At 46.1% G+C, this 13969-nt stretch carries 10 protein-coding genes, 1 riboswitch and 1 other annotated feature; of the genes, 2 read left to right on the top strand and 8 right to left on the bottom strand.

Features of this window, described 5'->3' with window-relative positions; genetic code table 11:
• Positions 1–64 precede the first annotated feature (64 nt).
• The 4 genes from HMPREF9698_RS07435 to pepV all read right to left on the bottom strand — a co-directional run bounded on the left by HMPREF9698_RS07435 (position 65) and on the right by pepV (position 5145).
• Positions 65–1807, bottom strand: a complete 1743-nt coding sequence (locus tag HMPREF9698_RS07435) for a Na+/H+ antiporter NhaC family protein (RefSeq protein WP_003778918.1) — start codon at positions 1805–1807, stop codon at positions 65–67.
• A gap of 78 nt (positions 1808–1885) precedes the next feature.
• A riboswitch (Lysine riboswitch) is annotated at positions 1886–2053 on the bottom strand.
• Between the two features lie 85 nt (positions 2054–2138).
• On the bottom strand, positions 2139–2627 hold the full coding sequence (locus HMPREF9698_RS07430; RefSeq protein WP_003778916.1) for a nucleoside 2-deoxyribosyltransferase: 489 nt from the start codon (positions 2625–2627) through the stop codon (positions 2139–2141).
• Positions 2628–2755: 128 nt separating this feature from the next.
• Positions 2756–3541 carry an SDR family oxidoreductase gene (locus tag HMPREF9698_RS07425; RefSeq protein WP_003778915.1) on the bottom strand — a complete coding sequence of 262 codons (786 nt, stop codon included), beginning with the start codon at positions 3539–3541 and terminating at the stop codon, positions 2756–2758.
• A 200-nt stretch (positions 3542–3741) separates the two neighbouring features.
• Positions 3742–5145 carry a dipeptidase PepV gene (gene pepV, locus HMPREF9698_RS07420; protein WP_003778913.1) on the bottom strand — a complete coding sequence of 468 codons (1404 nt, stop codon included), beginning with the start codon at positions 5143–5145 and terminating at the stop codon, positions 3742–3744.
• A 108-nt stretch (positions 5146–5253) separates the two neighbouring features.
• Between pepV and HMPREF9698_RS07415 the strand changes: the two genes are divergently transcribed.
• Positions 5254–6165 (top strand): NAD(P)H-hydrate dehydratase, encoded by a 912-nt coding sequence (locus tag HMPREF9698_RS07415; RefSeq protein ID WP_003778912.1) that lies wholly within the window; start codon positions 5254–5256, stop codon positions 6163–6165.
• Between the two features lie 275 nt (positions 6166–6440).
• Positions 6441–6692 (top strand): hypothetical protein, encoded by a 252-nt coding sequence (locus HMPREF9698_RS07410; protein WP_003778911.1) that lies wholly within the window; start codon positions 6441–6443, stop codon positions 6690–6692.
• Between the two features lie 954 nt (positions 6693–7646).
• On the opposite strand, the gene HMPREF9698_RS07405 is transcribed toward HMPREF9698_RS07410, so the two are convergent.
• The 4 genes from HMPREF9698_RS07405 to HMPREF9698_RS08980 all read right to left on the bottom strand — a co-directional run.
• Complete coding sequence (locus HMPREF9698_RS07405) at positions 7647–8366, bottom strand: pseudouridine synthase (RefSeq protein WP_003778910.1); 720 nt, start codon at positions 8364–8366, stop codon at positions 7647–7649.
• 93 nt (positions 8367–8459) lie between these two features.
• Positions 8460–10127, bottom strand: a complete 1668-nt coding sequence (locus tag HMPREF9698_RS07400; protein WP_003778905.1) for a putative polysaccharide biosynthesis protein — start codon at positions 10125–10127, stop codon at positions 8460–8462.
• A gap of 263 nt (positions 10128–10390) precedes the next feature.
• Positions 10391–12808 (bottom strand): leucine--tRNA ligase, encoded by a 2418-nt coding sequence (gene leuS, locus HMPREF9698_RS07395; protein ID WP_003778903.1) that lies wholly within the window; start codon positions 12806–12808, stop codon positions 10391–10393.
• Between the two features lie 50 nt (positions 12809–12858).
• Positions 12859–13073: a binding site (T-box leader), on the bottom strand.
• Between the two features lie 58 nt (positions 13074–13131).
• On the bottom strand, positions 13132–13969 hold an 838-nt coding region (locus HMPREF9698_RS08980; RefSeq protein ID WP_003778896.1), incomplete at its 5' end, for a LysM peptidoglycan-binding domain-containing protein.

Raw genomic sequence — 13969 nt, 5'->3', positions numbered from 1 at the left:
AACATCCACTGGACTAGGGGCTGCTATTTATATTTCTTTCAAGAACTTTTAATGGACTTCCTTATTAGTCTTGGTATATATTATTGGAATCTTTGACATTAATGGGCTCCCCTATGAAGTAAACCAAAACAACCAGGACGACAATTGCAACCGGAATCAAGACCCAAACCGGAACCCCCATGGCTGAAGGGATGTAACCAAAGACAATCGAAATAAGCCCGACTGTCAGAACATAAGGCAATTGGGTTCTGACGTGGTGGATCAAATTGGACCCAGCCCCCATGGAGGACATAATGGTAGTGTCCGAGATTGGTGAGGAGTGGTCCCCTAAAATAGCCCCTGCCAAAACGGCTGCTGAGGTGGTCAACAAGAGTTGGCTGTTCCCCGGATCTAGGTTGTAGGCTAGTGGGATGGCAAGGGGCATCAGGATCCCCATAGTCCCAAAGGAAGTACCGGTAGCAAAGGTGATAATTGAACCCAAGGCAAAAATGATGGATGGGAGCAAGATAGGTGAAATGACTGTCCCTAATTGGGAGACGAGAAATTCTGCCGTTCCCAAACTCCCCATCACGGATGAAAGGGACCAAGCTAGTATCAAAACACCAGCTGTAGACATGAGACTTTTCATTCCGTCAAACCAAGATTCAATTCCATCGCTTAGGGAGAAGTATTTTTGCCAGACCCCCATAATTAAGGCAATGATGCTGGCAGCCAGTGCGGATTGGAAAAGGACCAGGGAAGCATCCGAAGCGCCAAAGGTTTCCCGGATGGCTACAAATGAGAGGGGATTGTTTTCTAAGATGGAAACTATCTCACTACCCCCTTCTGCTAATAGGGCTTGGCGACCGTCGAAGTAGAAGCCGACAAAGGAGAAAATAATCAGCATAACAATGGGGAGGACGGCATTCCAAATAGACCCTTTTCGCCCTTCCTCAACCACTTGATCATTAGTTTCAACATGGGAGTCTTCTTCGACCAACTGACCTTGGTCTCTAGCCCGGAGTTGGGCATCTTTCATAGGCCCAAATTCTCTTAAAGTAATGGAGGTAATCACTACAAAGGCTAGCATAAAGATATTGTAGAAACGATAAGGCAAGGTTTCTAAGAAAAAGCCGTAAGTATTGACTTCCTGGCCAATCATATTAAAGGCTTCACTGATTAAACTGAGCTCGTAACCGATCCAGGTAGAGATCAGGGCCATACCGGTAACCGGCGCTGCCGTCGCATCAATGACAAAGGCCAGTCTTTCTCTTGAGTTTCCAATATTATCAGAAACGGGCCGCATGATGGGACCGACAATCAAGGCGTTGGCATAGTCATCGAAGAAAACTAAGAGGCCTAAAAGCCAGGTGATCAATTGGGTAGATACCGGACCCTTAGCGTATTGGGCCAGGGACTCTGCCACTGCCTGGGCCCCACCCGTTTTAGAAATGAGGGCAATCAAGCCCCCAATGGCCATTACTTGCAGGACAATCCCTGCATTCCAGGGGTCAGCCAGGGCATCTAGCATCTCTTGGACCACGGCAGTAAAAGAGGTGACCAAGGCCATCAAGACATTAACTCCAGAGGCCAGTTGGATAATATAGGCCCCACTAAAGACCCCAATGAAGAGGGACAAGATGACATCCTTGGTGGTAAAGGCCAAGATAATAGCCAGGATTGGAGGCAGTAAGGTCGCCATTCCTAGTCGTTCAGCGTTAGCTTCTGCAGCATCCTGGGCTTGAACCACAAGGGGGTTGGCTAAGATGGTGGTCGCCATCAAGGTCAAGGAGACCAGGATTCTTCGACCAAGTGCTTTGTTTTTCATTCTATTCTTCCCTTTCTTTTCAAATAAAAAAGCCTAGACCGGGACTGCCTAGGCTAGGTTAAAAAGCACTAAAAAAGTGCTAGTGACAGTACTCCACCTTCGTGACAGTTTGCAACTTGTTCAACTGCATCCCAGGATCAAGCCTGATGAGGGTCTTGAAACTTCGGCGACAAAGCCTTTCGCTAGGCCTCTTGGGGAATCACCCTCTTCCTAGCTAGTCATCTTTTTCGCTCCTCTGTTTTTTATTTGAATGATAGTCTATTTAATAGTCTACCATCTTACCCCCACATTTCAAGGGTGGATTTGCCTTATATGGCATAATAGGTTGATTTTATTTACCCAAAAAGCTGGCCAAGTTATCAACCAAGTCTTGGGCACTAGGGTAGATTTGCCCTCTTAGTTTGACCAAGCCCACGGTGTACAAGTTGATATAAGAAAACTGAGACTCGGCAATCTCGTCCAGGGCTTCAATTTTGGCCTGGTTGCCGTGGGTTCCCTGGCGAGAATCGGAATAAATGGCTAGGATTGGCCGGTTAAAGGAGTAGAAATAGCCAATCTCTGCCGATAAGCCGGAATCCGGAGTCACTCCATCTAAGATGGCAATCAAGATGTCTGCTTCTTCTAACTCAGCATTGTCCCCTTGGGCAATCGCCAAAGAATCTGCAAACTGGGTCTTATCGTTAATGGTCTCATTTTCCTGAGGCAGGTAAATTTCGACCTGGTCCCCGTACTTGTCTCGAATAAGGTCGACCACATATCGGTTGTAGCGGGTTTCCATCTCGGTAAACAAGGGGGCAGCAAAGTATATTTTTTTGGTCATTTTTGTCCTCCTTAACTGGGTCTTGTAAAGACTAATCGGTAAGTCACTTTTCCCTCCAGCTTTGGCTCCTTTACAAGGCTTTGTAAAAGCTAATCGGTAAGTCACTTTTCTCTCCAGCTTTGGCTCCTTTACAAGGCTTTGACCAAGCCACCATCGACCAGGAGGCTTTGGCCTGTGATATAGGTATTGGCTCCTGAGACCAAAAAGGCAGCAGTCTGGGCGAATTCTTCAGGCTTGCCGTACCGACCTAAGGGAATATCAGCCTGGTCTTTGGCAACATAGTCGTCTAAGGCCTGGCCAGCCTGGTCAGCATTGATTTGGTTGAGTTCTTTGATCCGGTCTGTTTCGATCCGACCAGGGCCAATCAAGTTGACCAAGACACCATGGGGAGCCAATTCTTGGGCAAGGGTCTTAGCTAGGCCTAGGATCCCAGCCCTGAAAATATTGGACAAGCTGAGTCCTGAAATAGGCTGCTTAATCGAAGAGGAAGAATTCAGCAAGATCCGGCCCTGGCTTTCTTTTAAGTCAGGCAAGACGAGGCGGATAACCCGGATATAGGAATTGAGGGTTAATTGGAAGGCTTCTTGGACTTCCTCATCCGAAAAGCTTTCAAAATTCCCTGCCTTGGGGCCGCCTGAATTGGCTACCAGGATATTAATTGGACCAAATGTCTCCCGGGTAAAGTCGACCAGGTCTTTGATACTTTGATAGTCTCTTTGGTCAAATACCTTGTACTTGACCTGGCCTTCCCCCTGACCTGACAAGTCACTTGCTGCTTGGGCCAGCTTACTTTCAGACCGGCTGGCTATGACCACCTTGGCCCCTTCCTGGACCAGGGCCTGGGCCACCGCCTTGCCCAATCCACTACTAGAGGCTAAAACAAGGGCTACTTTATCTTTTAAGTGTAAATCCATAGGACAACCTCCTTCATCTTTTCTTCTAGTATAGCACGATTGCCAAGTCGAAATGAAATGTGTCTGGCCTGGTTCCTGTACTTAGATAGGCCGTGTCAAGTTATAAAATTGGTACATGGTTTAGCCAGATTGTCTCAAGCTAGTCAAAAAGACCAAGTCGGCCTTGAGCCAACTTGGTCTTAATGATTAGGAATCATTTTTTATTTGACTAATTCATAGATAGCTTCTGCATAAATTGCCATGGCTGCCATCAAGTCGTCTACAGTAATAAATTCATTTGCCTGGTGCATGGTGTCAGTGGAGTCTGGGAAGAGGGCACCAAAGGCAACTCCACGTTCAAATAGTCGGCCGTAAGTTCCGCCCCCGATAACTTTTTCGTGGGCTTCTAAGCCAGTTTGACGACCATAAACATCTAGGAGGGTTTTCACCAAGGGGTCATCTCCTGGAACATAGTGTGGTACCCGACCTTCTTTTACCTTCAAAGTGACCTCTTCACCAAGTAAGGCTTCGGTGATCAAGTTGGTTAAGCTTTCATCATCACCGGTCGCGTAACGAATGTCCAAGGTAATGAGACCCTTGTCCCCTTCTTCAAAGCGGAAAATTCCAGGGTTAGAAGTTAACCGACCCATCACTTCATTGTCTTGGGCAATATCTAATTTTTCACCGTATGGGTCTTCATGCAAGTAAGTGTCAATCACATTGACAAATTGCTTAGCCCCACCGTCTAGGGCTTGAGTATTTAAGAAAGAAGCCAGGTAGGTAGCCGCATTAACCCCTGCATCTGGTTTAGACCCGTGGGCTGCCTTACCTTCTACCGCAAAAGAGAGGGTCTTGTCATCAATTTCAGCATTGGCCTTAACGGGTTTGTCTTTGAAAAAGTCGTCAAATTGGTCTCGGATTGGCTCTGGATCCTCTGCTTCTACTTTGGCAGTCGCATCCTGTGGAACCATGTTTTTACGCAGGCCAGCTTCAAAGGAAATCAAGCTGATGTCGCCGGTATTGTCGGCATCTGTTTCAATATCAAATTCATACTGACCTTTTTCACCGTTGATGATTGGGAAGTTCCCATCCGGTGAGAAGCCAAAGTCTGGGGTATCTTCTACTTCTAAATAGCGGTGGACACCTTGCCACTCGCTTTCCTCATCTGTTCCTAAGATCAATCGGATGCGTTTGTTAACTGGCAGTCCCAAGTCTTTAATGAGTTTGAGGGCATAGTAGGCTGCTAAAGTAGGTCCCTTGTCGTCACTTGCCCCGCGTGCATAAAGCTTCCCATCTTTGATAACGGGGTCAAAAGGATCAGTGTCCCAACCTGACCCAACAGGGACCACATCCATGTGGCCTAAAATACCTAGGGTTTCATCGCCTGAGCCGTATTCAATGTGGCCAGCCCAGTTTTCAACTTGTTTAGTGGTAAAGCCGTCCCGGTCAGCAATTTCCAAGGCCTTGTGGAGGGCTTTAGCTGGTCCTGGACCAACCGGGAATTCATCTGTCGCTTCATCGTCGTTACGGACTGAGTCAATTTTTAGGACTTCTTTTAAATCAGCTAAGAAGTCGTCCTGGTACTTCTTAACTTCTTCTTTCCAATTAATTTCTTGGTTTGACATCTTAACATTCCTCGCAATCTTTTGGTTTATTCTATTACAGAAGTATCCATAGCTATATCTTAACATGTTTTTTCGATATAATTAAATATATTGATAGGAGTTGTTAAGATGACTAACAATAATGCCCAAAGTAATCCTCAGCAAGAAGACCAAGCCAACCCTTTTATCCCCATCAGCAAAGAAATGGTGGCTTCAAATATTCCCGTACGGCCAAACGATTCCTACAAGGGAGATTACGGCCGGGTCTTATGCATTGGCGGCAGAGCTGAAATGGCTGGGGCGATCAGCCTGGCTGCTTCAGCTGCCCTTTATTCTGGAGCCGGCCTGGTAACAGTTGCTACTGATCCAAAAAACTTCCAAACGGTACACCAGACAGCCTTAGAAGTTATGTGCCTGGACTGGACTGATAAAGACCAGGTCCGCCAAAAACTCCAGGCTAGTGACACTATTTTAATCGGTCCTGGATTGGGCCGAAACCAACACGCCCAGGACTTATTAGACCTGGTCCTCAGCCACACCAACGACCAGCAAAACTTGGTTATTGATGCAGACGGCCTTTATCTGCTTAGCCAGTACGATGTCTCCCAAATTAAACTACCAGAAAAAACCATCCTTACCCCCCACCCTGGCGAGTGGAAAAACTTAACTGGTTTAGACCTAGCTTCGTCAAGCTGGCAGGAAAGCAGTGATTGGCAGAAAAAAATTGGGGCCCTCCTGGTCTTAAAACAAAGCCGAACCCAGGTTTATACCAACGACCAAGTCTACCAAAACACAGCTGGTAATCCAGCCATGGCTGTCGGTGGCATGGGGGACACCCTAGCAGGCATTATAACCGGCCTTCTAGGCCAGTATCCAGATTTTGAAACAGCCTGCCTGACTGGAGTTTTTATCCACAGCTACATTGCCGACCAATTGGCAACCCGGTCATACCTGGTCTTGCCCTCCAGCATTATCCCCGAAATCCCCGCCTGCATGAAGGCCTTTGTCCAGGTCAAACAAGGCCAGGACCAAGTTGAGTAACGAAGAAGATCGTGACCGGGTGTGGTGATTAAAACTTGTCTCATTTAACAAGGTTCAGCCCGGATGAATGACTAACAGGAATCACCCAAGTAATTAAGGTCACTGCTGCCTTGAGTGACCAATAGGACTTGCCCGAGTTAACAAAGTCACGTACAGGATTGGTGACGAAAAGGACATGTAAGATAAGCAAGGTCTCGACCGAGCTGACTATCCAACAAACTTGACCAAGTTAAACTAGGTCGCCTCCGGAATGCGTGACGAGAAGGAATGATATTTTGAAACCACTATATACAAATGGCCTCCTAGCCTTGGTGGCCATTCCCCTCTCCTACCTCTTATTTGAATACCTGATCCAAATTTACTTCCTAGGCCTAATTATTATCTTTTTCCTTATTTTCTTCCAGACCCCTCGCCCTTCTAAGACTGTTGACGAAAGAGAGCTAAACCGGTCCAAGCGCATCCTGGTGCTACTGACCACCTTGACCTTCTCTTACGGCCTAGGCGGTATTTTGGGTTTGATCTTGTAAGTAATTTTGGGAGAACCAGTAGTTTGCAAAATCATTGACTTGATCCTTGCTAATCATTTAACCCATTGTTCACCATTTGACGTGAAGTAGGAGCAAAGCCTTTACTATCAAAATGATCGCTTGTAAACTATTTGGCTTGGTGAAGCAATCAACTAGCGTCTTTTTAAACAGCTACCGCGACTTGGTAGCTGTTTTTATTGTAGAAGTGTTGGCTCATTTTTACTTGGTGAACTTGTCTTTTAATGTAGTTTATGACTTTTCAAACTCCATAACTCATTTATTGCTCAGCAATTGTCGCCTTGTTACTTCATAACTCCTTAATTGTCGCGTTCTTGCTCCAGAACTCCTTTATTACTCACCGATTGTCGCGTTCTTGCTCCAGAACTCCTTTATCGCTCACCGATTGTCGCGTTCTTGCTCCATAACTCCTTTATCGCTCAGCAATTGTCGCGTTCTTGCTCCAGAACTCCTTTATTACTCACCGATTGTCGCGTTTTGGACTTGATTTGGTAATTCTATAATCGCCGAACAATTCCAGAATTTTAGAAAAACATTTGTCATTGGTTGGCTCCTAAACCTTGACAGACTTGAACAAAGCTTTGGACCTGACTCCTTATTGCTGACTTTTTTTGCGGCTTCAATACGGAACAACCTTATTTTGATTTATTGTCCAGTTTTAAATCCAAAACCACCCTATTTCTATTTATTGTCCAGTTTTAAATCCAAAACCACCCTATTTCTATTTATTGTCCAGTTTTAAGTCCAAAAGTACCGAATGACTTTCCCATTGTCGCCTGTCACCTACAAAGGGTAAGTCTTTCCAAGAGATTACTAAACTAGGCAGAGGCCCAGTCCGGATTGACCGCCTCTCTTTCTGCCTCACCAACACACTTGACAAAAAACAAAAAAACCAGAACCCAACTAGCCTAGCTAACCAAGTCCTGGTTTTTATCTTTATTCTGCCTTTAACTGATCCACTTCTGCTTGAGTCAATTCCCGGTAGCTGCCCGCTTCTAGGCCAGGGTCTAGAGTTAGAGATCCCATAGCTAGACGCTTGAGGGAGATGACCTGGCTATCTACTGCCTGGAACATCCGCTTAACCTGGTGAAACTTGCCTTCAGTTAAGGTGACTTGAACCTGGGTTAGGTTGTTTTCTGGGTCTTGGTCAAGAATCTCTAACTGGGCTGGTTTGGTTTGGTAGCCGTCATCTAGGGTCAAACCGCTAGCAAATTTTGCCACTTCTTCCTCGCCAATCAAGCCTTCTACCACAGCGCCATAGACCTTTTCTACATCACGGTTGGGAGAAGTCAAGAGGTGGGTTAGCTTGCCGTCATTGGTCAGGATCAAAAGACCCTCAGTGTCAATATCCAAACGGCCAACTGGGTGGGGGTCTTGCAAGATGTCATTAGGCTCCAGTAAGTCCACCACCGTTTCATGGAAGTCATCCTGGGTTGCTGAGATAACTCCCTGGGGTTTATTTAACATAAGGTAGATAAATTCCTGGTAGTGGACTGGGACACCAGAGACAGTGATGGTGTCCGAGTCAGGGTCCACCTTGTCGCCGTGTTTTTTGGTCACTTGGCCATTGACTTCAACTAATTGGTCCTTGATCAATTGCTTGACTTGCTTGCGGGTGCCAAAGCCAGAATGGGCTAAAAGTTTATCGAGTCGCATGAAATCACGCCTTTCACAACTAGTATACTAAAAGTTGAAAGTTAAAGAAAACCTGGTCCAAAAGTCTGAGACTTGAGGGCCAGGTTTAATGTTTTATTTAATGTTGAGTTTTTCGCGAACAATGGCCACTTTGTCACCTAAGAGGCGGTCGGCTACCCGCAATTTTAAGGCCATATACATGTAAACTAGAAAGCCAACTAGGGCCAAAATACCGGTAGCGATCAGTCCTTGGAAACTATTGTGGTAGTCTAGGAAGGGTCTTAAGATTTCTCTAAAGACTAAAACAACAACAGCCATCAGAACTGACATCAATAAGAGCAGGAGAAAGCGTCTAAACAAGAACTTAAGGGAATAGCGAGTTTCATTGTAGAGGGCTCTCATCATCAAGGCGGAAGTCAGACCTAGGCCGATAAAGGTTGAAATGAGCATGCCATAAGGTCCGGCCATCCAAATAAAGAGCGGTTGGGTAACAATTTTGATGACAAAACCGAGCCCCACCGCAAAGATAGCTGGTCGTTGCAAGTTAGCTGATTGGCAAATGTTACCAAGCATAATGTAGAGAGCTAGGATAATGGTGACAATAGCATAAACTTGTGTCACCCGGTAGCCTAGGTCACTATAGTCATAGAAGAAAGAGTAAAGCGGTTCAGCCACCACTAACATCCCCAAAGAAGCGGGTAAAATAATGAACATTAAAAGCAAGATCCCCTTGACCAATTGCCGTCTAACTTCTTTGATATTGTGTTGGGCCGTTAAGTTGGAAATGAGGGGAACAGACGTAATGGCCAAGGCTGACCCAAAGGAAGTCAAGATCATGGATAATTTGTGGGCATTAGCCTGGGTAATCCCATAAGTAATCTGAATGTCTGCATCAGACAAGCTCGAAAAGACCCGCATCAATGGGGCATAGGTCTGCTGGTCGATGATCTGGAAGATAATAACACCAGTTGACACAATAATAAATGGGATGGAGGTTTTAATAATCTCCCAAATCAATTGTTTAGGGGAAACGTGAACCTGGTTCAAACTCTCTTCAGGGCTCCGGTCAAAGACGGTTGGGATGGTCTTCATCCGGAAATAAAGGTAGGCAAAAGAAGCCACAGCCCCGATAAAGGCCCCGAAGGTCGACATGGCAACCGCCGTAACTGGCTCGCCATTAAAGACCTGGCGGATAAGGTAGACAGCAGCCAGAATAAAGACGATCCGGACCAACTGTTCTACAATTTGGGAAATAGCTGGTTCTTTCATCCGGCTATGACCCTGGATTAAACCCCGGGTGACCGACATGGCAGGGATAATCAAGAGGGCTGGTGTTAGGGCCCGCATGACCACGATCCCGTCCGATACATCAGCTGAAGGACCAGTCCGGGCAAACCAAGGTGCGAAGAAATACATAAAAGCAGCGGACAAGACTCCAGTCAAAAGCATAATCTTCAGTCCCTGCTTGTAGATGGCCTTGGCTGTTTCATATTCCTGCATCCCGTTGTAGCGGGAGACCGATTTAGAGATAGCAGAAGGAATACCGGCTGTAGCCAACATCAGGAAAAAGTTGTAGGGGTTGTAGGCCATTTGGTAGAGACCGTTGGCAGCCGCTGCTGTCTCACCCCCTCCCATCCAGGAGAACCAGAGGATAATGTAGAGGGCTCCTAGGATCCTTGACCCCATGCTCCCAACCGTCATCCAGGCCGACCCAGTTAGGATTTGGTTGTCAAGCGATGGCTCGCGGTCTTCTTTTCTTTCTATTTTATTTTCGGTCATCATTTTCACTCACTCTATACCCACTTTTCTATACGTTTTTGTCAATTTTATTTGTTCATTCTACTTCTTTCCCTAGCAGGATTCAATTGCTTGCAGTAGAATTAATCAATTCTTTAGAAAGTTCACTATATTTTATAAAGTGCTTTATTTAAAACCCTTATCCAGTCATCCAATTCACTTATTAAGTCCTAAATTAAGCATAAGGAAAGAGACTCCAAAATTTGAAGCCTCTTACCTGTTTACTATTTGAAAATTCACTTCATAGCTTAGTTTGCCACGATATTTACCAACTTACCAGGTACTACAATAACTTTCGCTACTTCCTTGCCTTCTAATTGTTTTTGGACATTGGGGTTTGCGAGTGCAAGTTCTTGAAGCTCCTCTTTTGAAATGGACTTAGATGTTTGGTCTTTGGCCCGGACCTTGCCATTCACTTGGAAAACCACTTCCACTTGGTCAGAAACTAATTTTTCTGGATCATAATTTGGCCAAGGCTCATAAGTGATGGATTCGTCACTGTTGGTTAAGTAGTGCCAAAGTTCTTCGCCTAAGTGGGGTGCGACAGGAGCTAGTAGTTTGACAAAGCCTTTCATGTAATCAACTGGCAAGGCTTCTGCCTTGTTGGCTTCATTGACAAAAACCATCAACTGGGAAATACCAGTGTTAAAGTGGAGATCTTCAAAGTCTTCGGTCACTTTTTTAACAGTCTGATTGTAAACCACGTCCAGCTGGCCATCATTATAGGTGGTCACTCGATCCCGCAGCTGATCTTCCTCATCTATTAAGAGTCGCCATGACCGGTCTAAGAACTTACGCGCTCCTTCTAATCCATCTTCTGACCAGGCAACTGAAGCGTCCAAGGGTCCCATAAACATTTCATAAAGACGGAGGGTGTCAGCCCCATAAGCTTCCACCACATCATCGGGGTTGACCACATTGCCTTTAGACTTGGACATTTTTTCATTCCCTTCCCCTAGGATCATGCCTTGGTTGTAAAGTTTTTGGAAGGGTTCTTTGCTTGGGACAATACCCAAGTCATAGAGAAACTTGTGCCAGAAACGAGCATAAAGGAGGTGCAAGACAGCGTGTTCGGCCCCGCCAATATATAAGTCAACCGGAAGCCACTTGGCCAACTTGTCTGGGTCAGCTATGGCTTGGTCATTGTGGGGGTCAACGTAGCGGAGGAAGTACCAAGAGGACCCAGCCCACTGTGGCATGGTGTTGGTGTCCCTTTTACCTTTTTTACCTGTTTCGGGGTCTACCACATTAACCCAGTCACTGATATTGGCCAGAGGTGACTCCCCTGTCCCAGATGGTTTAATATCGTCTGCTTCAGGTAGCTCAAGCGGCAGGTCGGCATCATCAACCAGGCTCTTGGTCCCATCTTCCCAGTGAATGACCGGGATCGGTTCGCCCCAGAAGCGTTGGCGGGCAAAGAGCCAGTCCCGCAAGCGGTAGTTGACTTGTCTTTGTCCAGTCCTCTTGTCTTCTAAGACTTCAATTACCTTGTCAATGGCCTCCTCCTGGTTTAAACCATTTAAGATATCTGAATTAATGTGAGGGCCGTCACCTGTATAGGCTTCTTGGTCAATGTCCCCACCTTCTAGGACTTGGATAATATCGAGATCATGTTTTTTGGCAAATTCATAATCCCGCTCATCATGGGCCGGTACCGACATGACAGCCCCAGTCCCGTATGAAATCAAGACATAATCAGCTACCCAAATTGGGATTGCCTTTCCATTAACAGGGTTGATGGCATAAGCCCCAGTAAAGACCCCGCTTTTTTCCTTGTTCAAGTCAGTCCGCTCCAAGTCAGACTTTCTGGCAGCCTGGTCCACATATTGGTCAACTGCTTCTTTTTGGTCCGCTGTCACAATATCTTTCACCAACTTGGACTCTGGAGCTAAAACACAAAAGGTTGCCCCGTAGAGGGTATCTGGCCGGGTGGTAAAGACGGTAAAAGAATGGTCACTGTCTTTGACTTGGAAGCTGACTTCAGCCCCCTCAGACTTGCCGATCCAATTTCTTTGCATTTCTTTAATACTTTCTGGCCAGTCCAGGTCTTTCAAATCTTCTAAGAGGCGGTCGGCATAAGCCGTAATCCGCAGCATCCACTGTTTCATAGGTTTACGGTAAACTGGGTGGCCCCCTCTTTCACTCTTGCCGTCAATGACTTCTTCGTTGGCTAAAACTGTCCCCAAGGCCGGACACCAGTTGACGGCCACTTCCTCTTCATAGGCCAGGTCATGTTCGTATAATTTTTTGAAAATCCACTGGGTCCACTTGTAGTAGTCTGGGTCCGTGGTGTTAATTTCCCGGTCCCAATCATAACTAAAGCCTAAAGACTTAATCTGTTTTTTAAAAACTTGGATATTGGCTTGGGTAAAGTCAGCTGGATCATTACCTGTATCAATAGCGTACTGCTCGGCCGGCAAGCCAAATGCATCCCAGCCCATGGGGTGGAGGACATTATAGCCTTGGGCCCGTTTCATCCGGGAAATAATGTCAGTTGCGGTATAACCTTCTGGGTGGCCAACGTGGAGGCCTTGACCAGAGGGGTAAGGGAACATATCCAGAGCATAATAAGTTTCCTTGTCACTATCTTCTAGGGTTTTAAAGGTTTTATCCTTTTCCCAAAAATCCTGCCATTTGTGCTCAATTGTTTTGTGGTTGAATGACATGGCCATCTTCCTTTCTTTAAGAAAAAAACGCCCCATGGATTGGAGTCAATCCATAGGGCGTTTATACATTCTCGCGGTACCACCTATTTTAGTGGGAAAATTGGCTTTCCCACCTTCTCTAAACTATTAACGCTAGTCTACGGCAAAGGCTAGATGGTCTTGACCCTTGCAAGAATATGGACGAGTTCAGTAACTTAACCTACGCATTTCCAGCGACCATGCGCTCTCTAAAAGGATCATACACCTACTACTTCCAAATGTTTATTCTATTAAAGTGATGATAATATTCTAACAGACTATTCATTTAAAAGCAAGACTTAAATTTACTTGACCCGCAGTTCTTGACCGACCAAGATCAAGTCGCTAGTTAAGCCGTTTAATGCTTTTAAGTTAGCTACACTAGTACCATGTTGACGGGCAATATGGTAGAGGGTGTCCCCTGCCTTAACAGTATAGGTTGACCGGTTAGCTTTTTGAGGTTTCACACTCGTTTTAGCATCTGTTCGTAAGTTTAAGACTAAAGTCTGACCCACACTCAAGTGGTTAGGGTTTTCTAGCTTGTTCCAAGCCACTAGTTGGTTGACACTTAAGTTGTAGCGTCGGGCAATGGCACTCAAGGTGTCCCCTGGTCTAACGGTATAAGTGACAGCTAGGCCAGATGGTCGGCTAGTTGACTGGTTAGTCTTTTTGCTTGCTTTCACTGTTTGGGCTGGTTTGCGACCAGACTGGGAGACACGCAAGACTTGGCCTGGGTGGATCAAGTCACCAGTAAGTTGGTTCAAGTCTTTTAACTGAGCCACACTTAAGTTGTGTTCTTGGCCAATCTTGTAAAGGGTGTCGCCTGGTTTAACCGTGTAAGTCTGACTAGCTGGTTGGTTGGAAGCTGGTTGAGCCGACTGTTGTTTGGAGCTAGAAGCAGTTGCTTGGCCTTCACTTAGGCGGATAACCTGACCTGGGTGGATCAAGTCACCTTTGATGCCGTTGATAGCCCGCAAACGGGGAACAGTGGTGTTGTGGTTAAGGGCAATCCGGTAGAGGCTGTCGCCTGGTTTGACGGTGTAGGTGGCTTGGGAGCTTGTTTGAGAACCACCTTGGCTAGGCTGAGTTGGTTTGCTTGTTTGGCTTGGTTTGTTAGCTTGGGCTGGCTTACTTGGTTTAGCC

The sequence above is a fragment of the Alloiococcus otitis ATCC 51267 genome (assembly GCF_000315445.1).
GTDB lineage: Bacteria > Bacillota > Bacilli > Lactobacillales > Carnobacteriaceae_A > Alloiococcus > Alloiococcus otitis.
This window is presented reverse-complemented; position numbering and strand designations above follow the sequence as displayed.